The sequence below is a fragment of the Bacteroides rodentium JCM 16496 genome (assembly GCF_000614125.1).
In the GTDB taxonomy this organism is placed as follows: Bacteria; Bacteroidota; Bacteroidia; order Bacteroidales; family Bacteroidaceae; genus Bacteroides; species Bacteroides rodentium.
Genome location: NZ_BAKJ01000053.1, coordinates 1 through 20,574 on the forward strand (window position 1 = coordinate 1; position 20,574 = coordinate 20,574).

A 20,574-nucleotide genomic window follows, 5' to 3' on the forward strand; every position below is an offset into this window, starting at 1 on the left:
ACATCGAAGTGGATTCTTCTGTTCATCAACAAGCCCCGGTCGAGTCATTATTTCCAGTCTGGAGCCATCTTCAAAAGACAGGAAGTAGGACTTAAAGTCTGTTTTCTTATTATGATACATCTCATTAGACACAGCGTTGAAATAACGCACAAAAAAATCCTTGACCGCTTCAAGGTCATTCACATACATTGCAAAGTGATCTATTTTCATTTTTTTGTTTATTGATTTGATTATTCTTCTGCGTTATTTTTCAACCATTCCAACCGTCTCTTATCTGCCAAATGCTTGATTGAAAAGTTCTCAAACTTGGCTTTGAAACCATTCCCGTCAGGAGATGCGCCCATCAAACCCACCATCACGGGATGATTGTCTTGAAGCCATGCATTGCGCATCATCGTGTATTCTTTATCATCGAAAGAGTAGAAGATTTCTACCGCATCCAATCGTCGTACCGCCTTTATCCATACAAATGGAACGGGCTTGTCCAAGGTTATAACACTCCAATCGCTTGTGCGATGGGTGACAACCGTACTGAGATTATATTTGCCATCCACAAACTCGATACCGGCCTTGATGTAGTTCTCATGGTCGAGGCGCAACATCAAACCGGATTGGTCGAACCGGGTCTTGTAGTCGCCTGATATTTTGACCTTCACTTCAAATTCTCCACCTTGCAGAGCGTATAAGAAAGGGGCGTCATCCACCGTAAAACCATAGTGAGAAATACGCCAATAATCCGTTTGAGGGGTGACAGTCATTGTCAGTGAATTGTCCTTCACTTCCCACTGTGCAGGTTCATTGAACCACTGCATCTTTTCCAATGATTGTGCCATACCGGTATAGGATGCGGCAATCATAAGTCCACTTAATAATAACTTTTTCATGTTTCTATGTTTTTTATGTAAATATAGTATCGCCATTAACCATTCGATTTGATTACCTTTGCAAAGGTAAGACGTCGTGATTTACTGCACAATAGTTATAAATAACCATTTTATATCAAGCTGATGGACACTAAGGATATACTAAACAAGGAATTCTTTGCGCAAGATTTTTCGGAAGGGCAACCATACGCAAAAACACTGAACAGATACAAGGAGATTGCTTGCAATTATTCGCAAATGGAAAATGCCATTGCAGTGCTAAGCGACTGGCGCACGAATGAAAGCTATATTTACTATGGCGGTTTCTTGCAAATGCTGGGAATTGACAAGAATGTGAAAGAGAGTAAAGTGGCATCTATTTGGGAAGAAGAAATATTCAGAATTATCCACCCTGATGATTTGGCCGAGAAGCACTTACAAGAGCTCTGTTTCTATCATTTTGTCAAGCGGCAACCCAAAAAGAAACGTACCGACTATTATTTAATGAGCAAACTACGTATGAAAAGCAAAGCAGGCAGTTACATTTCCGTCTTACATCGAATCTTTTACGTTTCCATGCCTGCCAATGACACGTTATGGCTGGCATTATGCCTTTATAGTCCTTTAGCATTTGATATTCCTGCCAAATGTATGATAGTCAACTCCATTGACGGGCACGCCACAGAGCTGGAGGAACATAATAATGACAAGATTTTGTCAAAGAGAGAAAAGCAAGTATTGAAGCTGATAAACAAAGGGTTGATGAGCAAAGAGATAGCAGAAATGCTTTCTATCAGCATATATACAGTAAACCGGCATCGGCAAGAGATTTTAAGTAAACTGCAAGTAAAGAACTCCATTGAAGCCTGCCGGATTGCCAAAGACTTAAAATTGATATAGAATCATTCTTTTATTAAGAGCAGGGGCTTGCGGAGTTTGAGCAAGATAACCACCTCACATTAAGCCACTTACAACATCTGTCATTTTAAGGAAACGGAGTGAAGGATTTCCTCCCCTTTATGATAAGGGAAAGAGAAACTTCGCTCTGTATGGCGATTTGTTTTACGCGTAAAACGAATAATACCCATATTTGTTTTGCATGTAAAACAAATAATACCTATATTTGTTTTGTGTATAAAACAAATAGACAGATGGATACATTGATTAATCGCTATAAGCGATTGTTGGCAGCCACTTCCACGACATACGTCAGAAGCTTGATGGACACGATTCATTGGGATGCTCGCTTGGTAGCCATTCGTGGGGCGCGTGGTGTGGGAAAGACCACTTTGATGCTTCACACGCACTACGCTCCTTGCCTACTTGCAATATTTGGATAGGGCACGGTTGATACGGTTACTTTACTCGGACCTCGATTCACTGAAGAAATTGCAGAAGCCTGATAAAATCTATTTAGAGAATACGAACCTGCTTTATACATTGTCGTTGAAGGAGGTCAATAAGGGTACGCTACGCGAGGTCTTTATGGCCAATCAATTGGCTTACGCCCACCGGTTGGAGTATTGCGCCCGTAGTGCCGACTACACCGTAGACGGAAAATACACAATAGAAGTTGGAGGCAAAAACAAAGATGGCAAGCAAATTGCCCTACAGGAGAATGCGTTTATAGCAGCCGATAATATGGAATATGCGGCAGGAAACAAAATCCCCTTATGGGCCTTCGGCTTCTTATACTGACCTTCTTCCATTCTTCCCCGCCAAAACTTGCTTTTCTCGCCACGGAAACTTATCTTTGTGCCTATACAAAAATAGAACAAGGATTCTGTTTCTACAAACAAAGCCTTTATTCTTAGAAATAAAATCTCTATTCCTTGGAATAAAGGCTTTATTCCAAGATTTCACCGCTACCAAAAGAACTTTGTTCCGCAGGGAAAAAGGCTTTGCATCGAAGAAAAGAAAAGAAAGGAGAACGCAACAATGGCCACACGTTACCAAATGAAAGAAATGCCCGACTTGCAAGGTACAGGCGAACCAATCACCTACCCAAGATGGTGATGACCGGACAGACCAGCACGCGCGAACTGGCGGAATACATCGCCATGACCTCGGGATTCTCGAAAGGCGTCACCGAGGGAATCATCTGCGAGCTGGGCGAAGCCCTGGCCCACGAAATGGGAATGGGACGCTCGGTGAAGATAGAAGGATTGGGCGTATTCACCCCCGCACTGTCCATCTACCCCGACAAGGAACGCGAACAGCCCCAAGAAGGCACCACGAAGCGAAACGCACGGAGCATCTACGTAGGTGGCGTGAACTTCCGCACGGACAAGGCATTGATTAGAGAAACCAACCATTGGTGCGAACTGGAACGTGCCTCCTGGAAACCCGCACGCTCGTTGAAAAAATACACCCCCGAACAGCGTCTGGCCCTGGCGCATCAGTATCTGGACGAGCATGCCTTCCTTACTGTCAGCATCTACCGGCAACTGACCGGACTCGTCCGCTCCACCGCCACCGTGGAACTGCGCAAATGGGCACATACTCCCGGCAGCGGAATCGATACAAGCGGCATCGGAAGCCATAAGGTATACGTGAAAAGGAAAGAAAGCGTTATCCCTTGAGGTTTCGATAATTATAGGTATCTTTGCCGGTCCTAACGGTTTTTATACAATGAAGAAACTAAAGAATACATAAATATGGCAAAAGAAAAAATCATCCTTACGGGCGACCGCCCCACAGGACGCCTGCACATAGGACACTATGTAGGCTCATTGAGACGCAGAGTAGAGCTGCAAAATTCCGGCTTGTACGACAAGATATTCATCTTTATCGCCGACGCACAAGCGCTGACGGACAACATGGAAAACCCTGAAAAGGTACGCCAGAACGTCATCGAAGTGGCACTGGACTACCTGGCCTGCGGGCTGGACCCGACGAAGAGCACCATCTTCATCCAGTCGCAGATACCGGAACTCTGCGAACTCACCTTCTACTACATGGACCTCGTCACCGTGAGCCGCCTGCAACGCAACCCCACGGTGAAGACCGAAATACAGATGCGTAACTTCGAGACAAGCATCCCCGTAGGCTTCTTCACCTACCCATCAGCCAGGCAGCGGACATCACTGCCTTCCGTGCCACCACCGTGCCCGTGGGCGAAGACCAGGAACCGATGATTGAACAAGCTCGTGAAATCGTACGCCGTTTCAACTATATATATGGTGAAACCCTCGTGGAACCCGAGATATTGCTGCCCGACAACGCCGCCTGCCTGCGCCTGCCGGGAACAGACGGTAAAGCCAAGATGAGCAAGAGCCTCGGCAACTGTATTTATCTCTCGGACTCCGCCGATGAAGTGCAGAAAAAGGTGAGGAGCATGTATACCGACCCCGACCACCTGCGTGTGCAAGACCCCGGGAAATTGGAAGGCAACACCGTATTCACTTACCTGGACGCTTTCTGCCGTCCGGAACACTTCGGCCTTTATCTGCCCGAATATCCGAATCTGGACGAGCTGAAAGCTCACTATCAACGTGGCGGTCTGGGCGACATGAAAGTGAAGAAGTTCCTCAATGAAATTATGCAGGAGACACTGGAGCCTATCCGCAACCGCCGCAAGGAGTTCGAGAAAGACATCCCTGCCATCTACAACATGCTGAAGAAAGGTTGCGAAACTGCCAGGGAAACTGCTGCCGCAACTTTGGACGACGTGCGCAAGGCAATGAAGATAAACTACTTTGACGACGCGGAACTGATTGCAGAACAAGTGAAGAAATTCGGTGGAGAATAGGAAGGGGATATAAGAGTTACAAGTTACGAGTTATAAGAAAAGGGGCATGCGTCACGATAACGCATGCCCCTCGTCTTTGATAGCTGGCAACTTGTAGCCTATCTCTTGTATCTCATCTCCTAGTTAGCTGATTTCACCAATACCACACGGTTCAGAATCGGTTGTCCGAATTTGTCGACACCACCACCGGCATCCACCTTCAGGCGGTCTGCAGAGATACCGTACTGTTTTACCAATACATCGACTACGGCTTGTGCACGCTTCAAACTCAACTCTTTGTTGAATGCCGGCGTACCGGTTGCAGAGTCTGCATATCCGTTTACAGTGTAAGTGGCGTTCGGGAACTGTTTCATTTGGTCGGCCAGGTAAGACAAGTTCATTGCTTCACGTGGAGAAACTTCGGCAGAACCGATATTGAAGAATACGGTACGCGGTGCTATATCCGGATCGGGAACAATCACTTCGGTTTCCGTCACTTCGGCCACCGGCTGGTTCTGTGCAGCTACCAGTGCATTCTGCAGCTGCTGGTTGGCAGCTCCCATCTCTGCAAGCTGTGCCTGCATGGCAGCCAGCTCTACCTGAGAAATCAGCTGGGGCATCGGACGGCGGAACCCACGGGCAGGGAAACGGTATGTCAACCCTACTGTTGCACTCAGCACGCCATCATATCCATGATCGCCGCCAACTTCTCCATCGAACTTATCTTCAACGCCCATTGCGCTCAGCTCCAGGTTAATATCTATCGCATTCGAAATACGGAAGCGATTGATGATACCCGCGTTTACAGACAGAGCTTCGCGGTGGGGCTTTGTGTAGTTGTGAGTGAATCCGGCACCTACATAAGGAATGATTTCATACACACGATATTGATTGTATCCTCCAAAGAGTGCATTCAGATTGAACATCACATCTCCATGCAAGTTCATATAGTCGAAACGCTGCTTGTAGTAACCATCCTTCATCTGAGTGCCCCTTACGTAGTCTGCACCTGCATCATACGTATACCCCCTTGCCTGAAGACCGCTATATTGCAAACGCAATCCCAATCCGGGAGTAAACCACTTGCCGACCGCAAAATTCAGCGTCGGACTGATACGCTTGCCAAAACTTCCAGCCTTATCATTATCTCCAAAAGTTGCTTCGGCACCACCGCCTATAGAGAAAAACCAGTTACTCCAGAACGGGTTAGTGATTACCTGATATTTATCCTGAACCTGGATAACGCCAAATTCTTCCACAACTTCAGTCTTTTGCTGCGCCATGGCAACAGAAGACACACCGGCCAAAGCCAATAACATTAGAATCTTTTTCATATACCTTAAAATAGTTAAGTGGTTAATTAAATTCTTTATCATTCAAACTGTCTAATTAACGCCAACAGAACTAAAAGGTTCTGAATATTTGTGCTTTTTTTGCCTTGCTGCAAAAGAAAGCACTCTCCCTTATTTGGAGAAAAGCTTTTCTATGTCGTCTTCTTTAATGGTCGCCAGCACCGTCTTTCCGTCCGGAGTATAATTGGGGGATGGGCATGCAAACAGATTGTCCACGAGATTGGACATTTCCTCGTTGCTCAGCACTTGTCCGTAGACGATGGCCGCAGCACGCGCCAAGGTCGATGCAAGAATTGTCTGCACCTCTTCCTTAACATCATTTCCTTTTTCCATAGCAGTATGTACCATATTCCGGACCAATTCTACCGGGTTCAGCCCCTCTATGCCCGAAGGTATGCCGTTGATGGCATAGCTGCCGCCACCCAACGGACTCAAATCGAAGCCTACGGCCGACAAATCTTCCAAGATACTGTCCAGCACGGCAGCTTCCGAAGCCGGCAACTGGATAATCTCCGGGAACAATACCCCCTGCGATACGCCTTGTTTCTGTCGAATCTGACTCATATAGCGGTCGAACAATACCCGGACATGCGCCCGGTGCTGGTCTATCAGCATCAGACCCGACTTGACGGAAGTCAGAATAAAACGTCCCTTGAACTGGAAGTGTTGCGCTCCTTTCTCTACCGTTGCCTCATTGCCATAGAAAGAGGCGCTTGCCCCGGAAGGAACCGTTTCCTGGAAATAAGGAACCCTCTCCTCCTCTCTTGGAGCCGTACCGGTAACCGTATCCTCTGCAAAAGGTTCTTCCTCCATCGGCTCGTTCATCCTGCTGGCTTTTTCCAAACCGGAATAAAGCCCCTCCCACTCCACTTTGGGGCGCGAATAATTGCCACCGCTCCATAGGAAGAAGCGGAAGACGTCTTGAAGGGATTGAAATCCGTGTTATAGTGTACCTTCGGAGGTTCTATCGGACGAGCCTGCTCGAATGCAGGAATATCCGGCATGTCCTCGGTATCAAAATCGATAGTAGGTATAGCGCTGAACTTGCCCAAGGATTCCTTGACCGCAGCCGACAGAATCTGCCAGATAGCCTGCTCATTCTCGAACTTAATCTCCGTCTTCGTCGGATGGATGTTCACATCGATATTGGCAGGGTCTACCTCGAAATAAATAAAGTAGGAGATTTGCTCACCGGCAGGAATCAGTTGCTCATAAGCGTCCATCACTGCTTTGTGGAAATAGGGGTGACGCATATAGCGCCCGTTCACAAAAAAGTATTGGTGCGCCCCTTTCTTGCGCGACGTTTCAGGCTTGGCTACAAAACCGGAAATCTTTATCATGGTCGTATTGACGTCTACGGACAGCAACTGCTGATTCAGCTTCTTTCCGAAGACTGCCATGATGCGTTGCCGCAAAGGCATTACCGGAAGATTGAACAACTCCGTATCATTACTATACAGATAGAAGGCCACACCCGGGTGTACCAACGCAATGCGTTCGAACTCCGTCAGGATGTTGCTCAACTCCGTAGAGTTCGCTTTCAGGAATTTGCGCCGGGCAGGAATATTGAAGAATAGGTTCTTGATGGAAAAATTGCTTCCCTTAGGGCAGGAAACGGCTTCCTGGCTCTCGACTTTAGAGCCGGCAATCAGCAGCCGCGTCCCCAGCTCCTCGCTGGCCGGACGTGTTTTCAACTCCACTTCAGCTACCGCTGCTATGGAAGCCAACGCCTCTCCACGGAAACCCATGGTGCGTAGGGCAAACAAATCGGCAGCCTCGCGTATCTTCGAAGTTGCATGACGTTCAAAAGAAAGACGCGCATCCGTTTCGGACATCCCCTTTCCGTCGTCAATCACCTGGATGCAGGTCTTGCCCGCATCGGTAATCAGCACATGTATTTCCCCGGCTTCGGCATCAATTGCATTTTCCACCAATTCCTTCACAACAGATGCCGGACGCTGAATCACCTCTCCGGCAGCAATCTGATTGGCAACCGAATCGGGCAGCAAATGAATGATATCGCTCATTACAATTAAAAATTAAGAATTAAAAATTAAAGAAGCCAAACTCTTCATTCATTATTCTTCACTTTATATGATTCCGTTGCTGATGGCATACCACAGATAAATCAGCACAGCTATGACAACAAGGATTATGCCCAAATGCATCGGCTTACGTCCGCTCTCCTTGCGCCGCTTCAGGTGAGTTGTTCCTTCTATGAATTTGCCCCGTATATCCTCGGGCGAGAATTCCTTTTCCGGCAGCATACCCAGGTCACGCTTGGCGTTTTCTTCCATCTTCGCCAACTTCTCTTTCCGCTCATCCACATAGATATAGCTATGATTGAAGCCACGGGGCTTCCGCATTGTAAACATTCCCATAGATACTACTTGTTATTTCGTTTAATATGCATATCCCTTGGTGAAGTTACGGGTTTCCGGTCACTTTTCTTCAATACTTCACCAGCCTTTTTAGCCCTCCACTCGAAGATGTCCTCCTTGTTGAGCGGACGGATGTAGTCGAACCAGACAAAGGAAGGCAACTTGCTCTTATCTGCCGGAATCTGGTCCAGAGGATAGGCTGTACCGGTAGTCTTTCCAACAAAGACTCCGCGCTCCATCTTTCTCTCCTTCAAGTACATTTTCAAAAGTCCGCCTTCCGAATAGTTCATCATAATCAGCGAGCTGTCCTTCTCCTCCACCGGGTAATACACCACCAGTACATTGCCGTTCACCTCCACCAGACGCATGTCTCCATCTATGAAGAAAGCCTTCATCTCCTTGCCAGAAACCTGGTTATAGTGGATACTGTCCATTTTCTCTACCGTCAGGGCCTGGTTGATGATATGCGCCCAGTCGATGGTACTGTCGTTCATGTAAATCTTGATTTCCTCGCCCAACAGCTGCTGTTCTCCATGCCACAAGACAGGGTCGGTGTACATCGTCATGCAAGAGTCCTTGGAATTATACACCAACGAATCGCATACGGCCTGCACATCCGTGCGATAAGCACGCACCTTGTGGTAGGCACGCATCTCCCGGTACATGGAATCGGTATTCATATGGTAGGTAATCAGCCGCAAAGTATCACCGTGCATGAACAGACTGTCGCCCTGCGAATAGTCGATAGCTACGGCACGTTTGGTGGCAACGGCGCTTCCGGTCAGTTCGTTGTAGAAGCAGTAGTCGCCAGTCAACATGTTCCGGTTGACCGTATCATTCATCTGTACATTGTCAAAAGCCTCGCCGTATCCCAAGATGCGGTCGTAGAAAAGGCTGTCACCGGTCAGTTTCTTGCCGCCGTTGGTCAGTACGGAACGGTCGAGCAGCTCCGCCTGCTCAGTAGTCGTATTGTACACGCCACGTTCGGAGTAGATATGATTCTGGTCACTCACAATGTCGGAGGGACCTAAAATGGTGGCAATCTTGGTGGCCGTACTATACTTCAAGGTATCCGAAGTCAAGACAAACTTCGGGTTGACCAGCTTCACGTTGTGGTTGAAGACAGCCAACTTGGTGGCAGGGCTATATTCCCCCCACTCGGAAGTCAGCACATTATCCTCGTCGGTCAGCGTACCGCCTTCGAAGTAATAGCCCAAATCGTACAGACGGTCATAGTTCAAACTGTCGGTTGTCAGCACCGTATTACGATTTATCATACGTACATTCTCACGCAGCATGGCCAGCTGCGACATGCCGTCATAATACAGATAGTCTCCATAGATAAACAAGGTGTCGCCCTGCTCCATACGCACATTGCCGAATGCCTCCACAGAATTTATCTTTTCGAATATCAGCGCACTATCACAGAACATGTACATACTGTCATGCTTCATCCTCACCGAGCCGATGAGGACCTGCACATCAGGACGCAGCTGTTTGTCCGCCTGCGCCTCATCTGCGTACAACAAATCGACGCGCGTCTTCTTCTTTTCCGGCGTCTCCGTCTTTTTCTTGTCCTGCGCACTCAGCAGACAGATGCCAAACAAGCATAGAATACCTACCAGGAGGTATCTATGCTTGTTCAGGAAATGATTTTTTGTATTCTTCTTTTGCATACAAATCTATGTAAATCCTTCCGGATTATTCTTTGATCCAGCCCGGATACTTGAACGTACAGTTATTCTTCCAATTATCCTTGATACGGACATACGTGTGCTTCTGCTTCTCACGAATCCACTTGTCCAGCACTTCGTCGCGGCGTTTCTCCAACACAATCTCTTTCAAGTTCTGATAGTCATCAGAGATAGTGGCCTTATGACCGTTGGTACGGCTCTTCAGCTTCACAATCACGCACTCTTCCTTTCCGGTCTTTTGCGGAATCATGGTGAAGGCTTCGGAGATTTCGCCCACTTTCATCTTATCCACCACCTTGGCTATTTCAGGAGGAAGTTCCTGCATCTCAAAACGGGAAGTGTTCGTATTGGGATTCGGCAACAAGCCATGATTGTTACGCGTATCCTTATCCTGCGAAAGCACGGAGGCAGCCTCTTCAAAAGAGAACTTATTATTGCGGATATCATCGGCAATAGAGTCCAAACGGGCACAACCGGCGGCCAAGGCTTCTTCCGGGATATGCGGTTTCAACAGAATGTGGCGTGTTTTAATACGGTCACCGCGTTTCTCTATCAACTGAATGATATGGAAACCATATTCAGACTCTACAATCTTGGAAACCTTGCTGGGGTCTTGCAGGTTGAAAGCCACATTGGCATAAGCAGGGTCCAGCATACCGCGTCCCGAAAACTCTATCTCACCGCCACGCATGGCCGAGCCACGGTCCTCGGAATACAGACGAGCCAACATGGAAAAGCTTTCGCCCTTGTTGACACGGTCGGTATACTCACGCAGACGTCTCTTTACATCTTCTATTTCCTCCAAAGGGACCTTGGGCTGCTGAGTGATAATCTGCACCTCCACCTGGGTAGGGATATAAGGAATGCTGTCCTGCGGCAAGTCCTTGAAGTAACGGCGCACCTCAGCCGGAGTTATCTTAATCTCACCCACCAGTTTCTGCTGCATCTTCTGAACCTTCAATCCTTCACGGGCATTCTCGCGCAGCGTTTCACGAATCTGGCTGGAAGTCTTGTTGAAGTATTCCTCCATTTTCTCGCGCGAACCGATGTTGGCGATATACATGTTCGTCATATAGTCCACACGCTGGATAACCTCACTCTCGGATACTTCGATACTGTCGAGGGCAGCCTGGTGAAGATACAGCTTCTGCACGGCTATCTCCTCCGGTATCACGCAATAAGGGTCACGGTCAAATTTGCGTCCTTCATACAATGCACTCATACGTGCCTCTTCCACTTCGGACTTCAGTATAGCCTCGTCACCTACTACCCACACTACCTCGTCAATCACGTTGTCTTGTCCATAAACGGTAGAACCGACTAATAGCGTCAAGGCAAATAAAATTACAAACTTAAAGTTCATACACTGTTTCATTCTTGGTGTCTTATTCTAAATAATATTTAATCTTGTCTCTTTTCACCGCCCGTTGGTACAAATCATCCTTCAGTTGCTTCATGAATTCCACCTGCTTCACGTTCAGCAGCATATCCTTCACTTGCCCACGGGCAAACTCATAGGGTTCCTGCTCTCCCACCGGGCGATAATCGCTCACATTCAAGAAATAATGGAAAGCCGTATCCTTCAGCTCTACATGACGGTTCTTGTCCAGATACTCGTCCACATCAGGAACCTTCAAGGGCAGCATATCCAGCACTTCCGATACCGGCACCCATTTATCATAAAAATACTCATACTTCACAGCATTCTGCAGACTGTACTTTTCCAGATGTTCCACCGCCTCACGGGTTTCCGTCTTGTACCAACGGCGAACATTGCCCAGCTGCGGAGCCGTCAAAGGAACCTTGATGAACAAGCCCTTCATCAACGGACGTTCCACCTTGAAGAGCGCCTGGTTCTTCTCGTAATACTCCGTCAAGTCTTGTTCTGAAATCTCCTCTGATAGTCGCTGATGTATTAAAGCCTGTTGATAGGTATGCATTATCAATGCTTTGCGATAATTCTCCACAAGTTTATCAATCTCACCGTTATTGGGAATATTGCTCTGCGCTTTATCGTACAGCAAAATATCTTCCACCCAATTACGGATATAATGTTCTGCAAACAACAGACTGTCGTCTTTGGACAAACCGACCGGAAGTACCGATTGCAAATCTTCCCGGTAAAGGAAATTGCCGTCCAACTCCACTAACGGTGTCCGCCCTTTATGGTCGTGCTGCTCGCTGCACGCCACACAGAGAAGGAAAATTAAAAGCCCAAAGCAGGTTGTTCGCATCACCAACTGATATTTACTTCGTTTTGAGGTACGAAGATAGTGTTTTAATCGGTTGCATCAGTGATTATTAACGGTTTTTAAAACCTCTTGGTCAATTTCAACCTTACCGGCAGCACGCAACTTTGCCACCCAATGCGTTTCCAAATAGTTCCGATAAGCGGTTACGAGCGGCTCTCGCACCTCTTGCCAACTGTCCGGTCCCTTCTGCTTACGGCCTTGTATAGCAGTAAAGGGAAATGACAAAACCGGGGTTGCATCCTTCCCTTTGAACACCAAATCATCCACATATGCATTATCACCGGGGGCAAATAATCCTTGCTCTGCCTGCACCTTGGGAGTATCGCCGGCATTGAATGTGAGACGGATGGCATCCATCCACTCCTCTTCCGGAATCTGTTTCAGAAATTTGCGTACTTGCTTCGCCACTCGCTTGGTGGTACAATGCAGCACAATACCCTTATAACGTGGTTCGTCCCAATGGAAGTCCGAACGGTGCGTCTCAAAATATGTTTTCAATCCCGCTTCATCCGCCACACTCCTCTTTCCCACTTCACGGTCAGTGATTTCGGCAAGCAACATGCTGTCACGATGCCCCTGCACCAACGCACAGAATTCGGGATGCTTCCATTCCAGACGGGAGTTTTCATAGTCCAGAATCGTTTTTACTGTAAAAGCCTCCAACTGTCTGCGCGTCCCTGCCGGATAAGCAGCGGCAAATCCGGCAAACTCTTTTCCACCGTATGCCTTGCCATCCAGTGTAAACAACACACGGGAAGTGCTTCCTTTAGCCAGCAGTTCGTCGATACCGGCTTTATCCGGCATATAGTGATACTCTTTCTTCAGTTTCTCTACAAAAGCCCGCGTTCCTTTATCCATTCCATGACGACGGGTTTGGCAACGGATTATCTTGTCCTTCATCTTCTCAAAAGGAGGCATTTCCTGCCGTTCAAGCACTTTCACGATGTGAATGCCCTGAGGAGTGAGGAACGGACGGGAAATCTCTCCGGCATTCAACCCGAATACAACATCCTCAAACTCCGCCGGCATCTGCAGCCCCTCCACCCAAAACGCTTTCTTCTCATCGGAAAATTGCTCGACGCAAGCATCGAAAGACGGCACAGCTCCCCCTCCCTTTGCAAGAGTGCTATAGATAGAATCCATCCTGGACTCCATCTCACGCAAGGTATGACCGGAAATATTCTGGGGAGATATTTAAAAATATGCTTCACATACACCCGGGCCGCACGCCGACCGGATTTCATCTTGTCATAATACTGCCGTGCCGCCTGCTCTGCCGTCTCCTCATCTGTCAGGTATGATTTAATCAGACAGCGACGATACTCATCCTGCTCCTTCTGGAAGACACGGGAAGTATCCAATCCCGCAACTTCGGCAGCCTCTATTTTCAGCCTGAAGTCTATAAATTTATTCACATATGCATCCAATGCCTTCCGGCCTGCACCGACAGAGGCGCCGCCCTTATTATAGCTACGTTCGAATTCAGAACGAAGGACCTCCTTTCCATTAATACGCATCAGTACCGGATCGTCCTGGGCAGAGACCGACAATCCGAATCCGAGAAAGACAAACATCCAAAGCAATCTGACCATAACATCCTCCATTCTTTCTTATATGGCTGCAAATATAATTAAAATCTCCGGAATAACAGTCCACCAAGATTTCAGTTCCGACCGGAGACTTGAACCCATCTTACTCCCGAGGGATTAGTAATCTTGCACCTGAAGGATTAGTAATCTTACCCCTTCATGATTAGTAATCCTACAGCTGCAAGATAAGTAATGTATGGACAGGAGCAACCGTCCCTTCATGCCTTGTTCTTGTTAAAAAATCGCTACATAAATATGTTTGACGCATTTATGGTTCATTCCTTCACATCCGTTTGGAAACAGCTACAAATGGGCGTTCGCAAATGAATGTACACAAACTTATCCCCCTTTCAGATGTCCTTTCATGCGGTTTGATGTCTTTACATGAAAAGGAGGAATGAAACCATGAAAGGGAGTTTCTAATTATGAATTATGAATTGTCAAGTACCGGACTTTGAACTGTCAGGTTCCGGTTCCTGAGCTGTCAAGTACCGGACTCTGAGCCGTCAAACTCCGGTACTTGACAAACGAAGGGATAAACCTCTACTTTACAATGCCAAACTTCTATACTACGATGCTAAAGGTCTATACTATACCTCTTAACTTCCTGATTACCCGCTTCCGACTTTTGAGCATGGATTAAGCTGGTTGTTCGTTGAACGGAAATCGTTTAATTTGCGTTCCATCCTGCATTTTGACACACCTCCTCCTTACTTTGATTTAAACATAAAATGCCCGGAAAGCGGCAATCTCTTTCCGGGCATTCACTTCTATCCTGCTATTATCTTATTCGGGACGGCTATAGTTCGGTGCCTCGCTGGTTATAGATACATCGTGCGGATGACTTTCGAGTACACCTGCATTCGTGATGCGGGTAAACTTGGCATCGTGCAACTTCTCTATGTTGGCTGCACCGCAATATCCCATACCTGCACGCAGACCGCCAACCAACTGATAAATCACTTCATACAAAGTGCCTTTATAAGGAACGCGGGCAGCAATGCCCTCCGGAACCAATTTCTTCACATCGCTGGTACCGCTTTGGAAGTAGCGGTCCTTGGAACCGTTTTCCATAGCTTCCAGCGACCCCATACCCCGATAGGACTTGAACTTACGACCGTTGAAAATAATCGTATCGCCCGGAGACTCTTCCGTTCCGGCAACCAACGAACCGATCATCACGCTGTAACCACCGGCAGCCAACGCCTTCACCACATCACCCGAGTAGCGCAAACCGCCATCGGCAATCAAAGGAACACCCGTGCCTTCAGCGCCTTTGCCACATCATAAACGGCAGACAACTGGGGAACACCCACACCGGCAACTACACGGGTAGTACAGATGGAACCCGGACCGATGCCCACCTTTACTCCATCAGCACCAGCCTCGACCAATGCTTTTGCAGCTTCACCGGTAGCAATATTACCGACAACAATGTCAATATGAGGAAAATGTTCTTTGGCTTCTTTCAATTTTTCAATAACCCCTTTGGAATGTCCGTGAGCCGTATCAATGACAATGGCATCCGCCCCAGCATCCACCAAAGCCCGCATGCGCTCCAAAGTGTCATTCGTCACTCCCACTCCGGCAGCAACACGCAGACGACCTTTGCTATCCTTGCACGCCATAGGTTTATCCTTTGCCTTGGTAATATCCTTATAGGTAATCAGACCTACCAACTTGTTGTCTTTATCTACTACCGGCAACTTCTCAATTCTATGTTCTTGCAGAATTTGAGAAACAGCCTCCATATCCGTCGTTGGATTGGTAGTAATGATGTTCTCCTTAGTCATCACCTCGTCGATGTGCTTATTCATATCTTTCTCAAAACGAAGGTCACGATTGGTAACAATACCTACCAAATATCTTTCATCATCTACCACCGGAATACCACCAATCTTGTATTCAGCCATCAAAGCCAGCGCATCAGCTACCGTAGAACCTCTCTTGATAGTCACCGGGTCATAAATCATACCGTTTTCGGCACGCTTCACAATAGCTACCTGACGTGCCTGTTCCTCAATGGACATATTCTTATGAATAACTCCGATACCACCTTCGCGGGCAATGGCAATAGCCATCTTCGCTTCGGTAACCGTATCCATGGCAGCAGTTACAAACGGGATTTTCAACTCAATGTTTCGTGAAAACTTAGTCGAGAGTTCGACTGTTTTGGGCAAGACTTCAGAATAAGCAGGGATTAACAGTACGTCGTCATAAGTTAATCCATCCATTACAATCTTATCAGCAATAAATGACATAGGGCTATGCGTTTAAAATTTATTGCGTGCAAATATACGGTTTTTATTCCATTCCGTATACTTGCACGCAACATTTTTTTCTTTTTTATCAACTAAAACCAATCAGTTTGCCATCTCTGAAATAAACTTGATGCGTACCAAACGTACCTCTTCTTCCGTAAAGTCATCGCCCAACTCATCCAGAGCATCGTCAATCTTATCGGTGGTAGATTCCTTGAAATAATCATAGATATCCAGCAAGTGGTCTTCATCCATAATGTCCTCCAGGAAATAGTCGATATTCAATTTCGTTCCGGAGTAGACGATAGCTTCTATCTCATCCAGCAACTCTTCAAACTCAATGCCCTTTGACATGGCAATGTCATCCAACGCCACCTTACGGTCAATGGCCTGAATGATGGCCACCTTCATTTTTGACTTATTGGCCACAGTACGCACACGCAAGTCCTCGGGACGTTCAATCTCATTCTCCTCACAGTGCCGCTTGATGAGCTTGCAGAATTCCTCGCCGTAGCGTTTTGCCTTTCCGGCTCCTACACCCGGTATGTTCTGCAACTCGTCCAAAGTCACCGGGTATATGGTCGCCATCGCTTCCAAAGACGGGTCTTGGAAAATGACATAAGGAGGCACCTCCAACTTCTTGGATAACTTCTTTCGCAAGTCCTTCAGCATGGAGTACAATGCCGGGTCTACCGCACACGCACCGCCTCCACGTGCAGGTGCTTCCTCTTCCACATCCTCAAAGTCATTGTCTTCCACTATCTTGAATGATTTGGGATGTTTAAGGAATTTCTTACCGTCATCCGTCACTTTCAGCAAGCCATAGTTTTCGACATCCTTACTCAAGTAACCGGCAATAAGCGCCTGACGGATCACAGCATTCCATGTTTTGTCTTCTTCGCCCATGCCAGAGCCGAATACTTCGAGGTCTTCGTGCAGATGCGCCTGCACTTCCGAAGTTTCCTTACCTTGTATTATGTCGATAATATAGTCCGCTTTAAAATTTTCTTTCACCGCGAGAACAGCTTCAATCACGGTACACAATAATTCCTGAGCTTCCACTTGTTTTTTAGGATTTAAACAGTTGTCACAATTACCACAATTTTCTTCCATATATTCTTCGCCGAAGTAATGAAGCAATGCCTTTCGGCGGCATACGGAAGATTCGGCATACGCAGCAGTCTCCAGCAGAAGCTGCTTGCCTATTTCCTGCTCTGCCACAGGTTTGCCTTGCATAAACTTCTCGAGCTTCTGCAAGTCTTTATTGGTATAGAAAGTAATACACTGCCCTTCTCCTCCATCTCTTCCGGCACGCCCGGTTTCCTGGTAATAACCTTCCAGACTTTTGGGTATATCGTAGTGGATGACATAGCGCACATCCGGTTTGTCAATCCCCATACCAAAAGCAATGGTAGCTACAATCACATCAATTTTTTCCATCAGGAAATCATCTTGGTTCTGTGTTCGTGTAGCCGAATCCATTCCGGCATGATAGGCACGGGCATTGATTCCGTTCGCCTGCAGGATTTCAGCAAGCTCTTCTACTTTCTTCCGGCTCAAGCAATAGATAATGCCTGACTTCTCGGGATTGTTCTTGATGAACTTGATGATGTCCCGGTCTACGTTTACAGTCTTGGGACGTACCTCGTAATAGAGGTTCGGACGGTTGAACGACGACTTGAACACCTGCGCATCCACCATACCCAGGTTCTTCTGGATGTCATGCTGCACTTTCGGTGTAGCCGTCGCAGTCAACGCTATCAAAGGGGCTTTTCCTATTTCATTGATAATGGGACGGATGCGGCGATACTCAGGACGGAAGTCATGACCCCATTCAGAGATACAATGGGCTTCGTCCACGGCATAGAACGAAATCTTCACCGTTTTCAGAAACTCCACATTCTCTTCCTTCGTCAGTGATTCCGGAGCCACATACAACAGCTTTGTCTTGCCACTGAGTATGTCGGACCGAACCTGGTCTATCGCACTCTTGTTTAGGGAAGAATTGATGAAGTGGCTATCCCATCCTCTTCGCTGAAGTTACGCATCGCATCGACCTGATTCTTCATCAAGGCAATCAGAGGAGAAATCACGATACCCGTGCCCTCCATCAATAAGGACGGCAATTGGTAGCACAAAGATTTTCCACCTCCGGTAGGCATCAACACGAATGTATCATTACCCGCCAACAGATTCTCTATGATTGCTTCCTGATTTCCTTTAAATGTATCGAACCCGAAGTATTTCTTCAGCTGGTCTGTCAAATTAATCTTCTTCCCTGCCATGATTCATTAGGTTGTTGTTTATTGAGTTAACTTTTAATAGTGGTCTCCGCCATGTTTTCACAAAGAACCCTAACAAAGTTATAAACAACTTCTTAAATTTCAAGCATAATCCATCGAATATTTTTCAATAAAAAACAAAATAGTCGGTTTTACCCCGTATTACCATCTGATTCTTAAGCATTTTGCAGTCGTGCCATATTTGCCTTTTCAAGCTGGCGCTTGGCGTAGTCCAACGTCACAACAAAATCGCCCTTCTGTTCTGACGGAATTTCGAACATGGCATCCATCATAATTGTCTCCACAATGGAACGCAAGCCGCGGGCCCCCAACTTATATTCTACCGCTTTATCCACGATATACTCAAATACAGCATCTTCAAAAGTCAGCTTCACATTGTCCATCTCAAACAGTTTGATGTATTGCTTGATGATGGAATTCTTCGGTTCCGTAAGAATGGAGCGCAATGCCGCACGGTCCAACGGATTCAGATAAGTCAGCACCGGAAGACGACCGATAATCTCGGGAATCAGTCCGAACGACTTTAAATCCTGCGGAGCAATGTACTGCATCATGTTGCTCTTATCGATGGTTGCCGTATTGCGTACAGCACTATACCCGACAACGTGCGTATTCAGCCGCTGGGCAATCTTCTTTTCAATGCCATCGAAAGCCCCACCGCAAATGAACAGAATATTCTTGGTATTGACCGGAATCATTTTCTGGTCGGGATGCTTGCGCCCACCCTGGGGAGGCACATTCACCACAGAACCTTCCAGCAGTTTCAGCAATCCCTGCTGAACGCCTTCACCACTCACATCACGGGTAATGGAAGGATTATCACCCTTGCGTGCTATTTTGTCTATCTCATCAATAAACACGATACCTTGCTCAGCCTCGGGCACGTTATAATCCGCCACCTGGAGCAGACGTGTCAAAATGCTTTCAATGTCCTCACCCACATAACCTGCCTCTGTCAAAACTGTTGCATCTACAATAGTAAAAGGAACATGCAGCAACTTGGCGATAGTACGCGCCAATAACGTCTTCCCCGTACCGGTACTGCCTACCATGATGATGTTCGATTTTTCAATCTCCACGTCATCACCGCCGTCCTTCTGGAGCAGGCGTTTGTAATGGTTGTACACCGACACAGACAAGAAACGCTTGGCATCGTCCTGACCAATGACATATTGGTCGAGGAAGTTCTTTATTTCTATGGGTTTAGGAAGTTCTTTCAGATTCAGCTTCGTAGCACTTGCCTTCTTGCCAGCCCCCAAAGCCTCCTGAGTAATCTCATAAGCCTGGGTGGCGCAACTGTCGCAGATATAACCATTCATCCCCGTTATGAGAAATCCGACTTCATCTTCGGTGCGACCGCAAAAGCTGCATCTATTTTTATTCTTTCTTGAATCTGCCATATTTATTTTTTAATCAAAACCTCATCTACCATACCATATTCTTTGGCTTCCTGGGCCGTCATCCAATAATCACGGTCAGAATCTGCCATACCTTGTCAAAGGGAGTGTGGGAGTGGTCGGCGATAATGGTATAAAGTTCTTTCTTCAACTTCTGGATTTCACGTGCCGTGATTTCAATATCCGAAGCCTGTCCCTGGGCACCTCCCATCGGCTGGTGTATCATCACGCGGGAGTGGGTCAATGCGGAACGTTTGCCTTCGGCGCCGGCAACCAGCAATACGGCTGCCATGCTTGCCGCCATTCCAGTACAGATGGTAGCCACATCACTACTGATAAACTGCATGGTATCATAAATACCCAGACCGGCATATACCGAACCGCCCGGCGAATTGATATAGATGGAAATATCCTTACCCGGATCCACCGAATCCAAATAAAGCAACTGAGCCTGCAAAGTATTGGCTGTATAGTCATCAACCTGCGTACCGAGGAAAATGATGCGGTCCATCATCAGACGGGAAAACACGTCCAACTGCGTTACATTGAGCTGGCGTTCCTCGAGGATATAGGGATTTAAATAGCCGGCTTGTGATTTAATCACATCGTCCAGCACCAAACTGTTCATACCAAGATGCTTGGTAGCGTATTTTCTAAAATCATCCATTTCTTTCTATTTTTTAATTTATAAGGATACAAAGAAACAAAAAAGAACACAGAGACACAAAAAAACACAGAGTTATAGTTTGTCA

11 protein-coding genes and 7 pseudogenes are annotated in these 20,574 nt (G+C 46.9%); 5 read left to right on the forward strand and 13 right to left on the reverse strand.

Going from position 1 to position 20,574, the window contains the following annotated elements:
- A partial coding sequence (locus JCM16496_RS17660) for a VOC family protein (RefSeq protein ID WP_025835894.1) occupies positions 1 to 210 on the reverse strand: 210 nt, incomplete at its 3' end.
- A 20-nt stretch (positions 211 to 230) separates the two neighbouring features.
- Positions 231 to 884 carry a DUF1349 domain-containing protein gene (locus tag JCM16496_RS17665; RefSeq protein ID WP_025835895.1) on the reverse strand — a complete coding sequence of 218 codons (654 nt, stop codon included), beginning with the start codon at positions 882 to 884 and terminating at the stop codon, positions 231 to 233.
- Between the two features lie 123 nt (positions 885 to 1,007).
- On the opposite strand from JCM16496_RS17665, the gene JCM16496_RS17670 reads away from it, so the two are divergent.
- The 5 genes and pseudogenes from JCM16496_RS17670 (at position 1,008) to trpS (ending at position 4,614) form a co-directional block, all read left to right on the forward strand.
- Positions 1,008 to 1,763 (forward strand): response regulator transcription factor, encoded by a 756-nt coding sequence (locus tag JCM16496_RS17670; RefSeq protein ID WP_025835896.1) that lies wholly within the window; start codon positions 1,008 to 1,010, stop codon positions 1,761 to 1,763.
- A gap of 251 nt (positions 1,764 to 2,014) precedes the next feature.
- On the forward strand, positions 2,015 to 2,203 hold the full coding sequence (locus tag JCM16496_RS22990) for a hypothetical protein (protein ID WP_167332307.1): 189 nt from the start codon (positions 2,015 to 2,017) through the stop codon (positions 2,201 to 2,203).
- A 7-nt stretch (positions 2,204 to 2,210) separates the two neighbouring features.
- Entirely contained in the window at positions 2,211 to 2,561 is a 351-nt protein-coding gene (locus JCM16496_RS22240) for a flagellar hook assembly protein FlgD (protein ID WP_244440479.1), read from the forward strand.
- A gap of 240 nt (positions 2,562 to 2,801) precedes the next feature.
- Positions 2,802 to 3,445 (forward strand): annotated as a pseudogene (locus tag JCM16496_RS17680) (HU family DNA-binding protein).
- A 75-nt stretch (positions 3,446 to 3,520) separates the two neighbouring features.
- Positions 3,521 to 4,614: pseudogene (trpS, locus tag JCM16496_RS17685) on the forward strand (tryptophan--tRNA ligase).
- 119 nt (positions 4,615 to 4,733) lie between these two features.
- Here the strand turns inward: trpS and JCM16496_RS17690 are convergent.
- The 11 genes and pseudogenes from JCM16496_RS17690 to clpP all read right to left on the reverse strand — a co-directional run bounded on the left by JCM16496_RS17690 (position 4,734) and on the right by clpP (position 20,489).
- On the reverse strand, positions 4,734 to 5,927 hold the full coding sequence (locus tag JCM16496_RS17690) for an OmpA family protein (protein ID WP_025835899.1): 1,194 nt from the start codon (positions 5,925 to 5,927) through the stop codon (positions 4,734 to 4,736).
- Positions 5,928 to 6,056: 129 nt separating this feature from the next.
- Positions 6,057 to 7,972 (reverse strand): annotated as a pseudogene (mutL, locus tag JCM16496_RS17695) (DNA mismatch repair endonuclease MutL).
- A gap of 63 nt (positions 7,973 to 8,035) precedes the next feature.
- Positions 8,036 to 8,326 (reverse strand): hypothetical protein, encoded by a 291-nt coding sequence (locus JCM16496_RS17700; protein WP_025835901.1) that lies wholly within the window; start codon positions 8,324 to 8,326, stop codon positions 8,036 to 8,038.
- Between the two features lie 5 nt (positions 8,327 to 8,331).
- Positions 8,332 to 10,002 carry an OstA-like protein gene (locus tag JCM16496_RS17705; protein ID WP_025835903.1) on the reverse strand — a complete coding sequence of 557 codons (1,671 nt, stop codon included), beginning with the start codon at positions 10,000 to 10,002 and terminating at the stop codon, positions 8,332 to 8,334.
- 25 nt (positions 10,003 to 10,027) lie between these two features.
- A complete protein-coding gene (locus tag JCM16496_RS17710) occupies positions 10,028 to 11,395 on the reverse strand; it encodes a peptidylprolyl isomerase (RefSeq protein ID WP_025835905.1) in 1,368 nt (455 codons plus the stop codon).
- Between the two features lie 10 nt (positions 11,396 to 11,405).
- The gene (locus JCM16496_RS17715; protein WP_025835907.1) at positions 11,406 to 12,254 is read right to left on the reverse strand and encodes a peptidylprolyl isomerase; all 849 of its coding nucleotides are present in this window, start codon (positions 12,252 to 12,254) and stop codon (positions 11,406 to 11,408) included.
- Positions 12,255 to 12,311: 57 nt separating this feature from the next.
- Positions 12,312 to 13,864, reverse strand: a pseudogene (locus tag JCM16496_RS17720) (peptidylprolyl isomerase).
- Positions 13,865 to 14,647: 783 nt separating this feature from the next.
- Positions 14,648 to 16,122 (reverse strand): annotated as a pseudogene (gene guaB / locus JCM16496_RS17725) (IMP dehydrogenase).
- A 102-nt stretch (positions 16,123 to 16,224) separates the two neighbouring features.
- Positions 16,225 to 18,407 (reverse strand): annotated as a pseudogene (recQ, locus tag JCM16496_RS17730) (DNA helicase RecQ).
- A 173-nt stretch (positions 18,408 to 18,580) separates the two neighbouring features.
- A complete protein-coding gene (gene clpX / locus JCM16496_RS17735; protein ID WP_025835909.1) occupies positions 18,581 to 19,825 on the reverse strand; it encodes an ATP-dependent Clp protease ATP-binding subunit ClpX in 1,245 nt (414 codons plus the stop codon).
- A 2-nt stretch (positions 19,826 to 19,827) separates the two neighbouring features.
- Positions 19,828 to 20,489: pseudogene (gene clpP, locus JCM16496_RS17740) on the reverse strand (ATP-dependent Clp endopeptidase proteolytic subunit ClpP).
- Positions 20,490 to 20,574 lie beyond the last annotated feature (85 nt).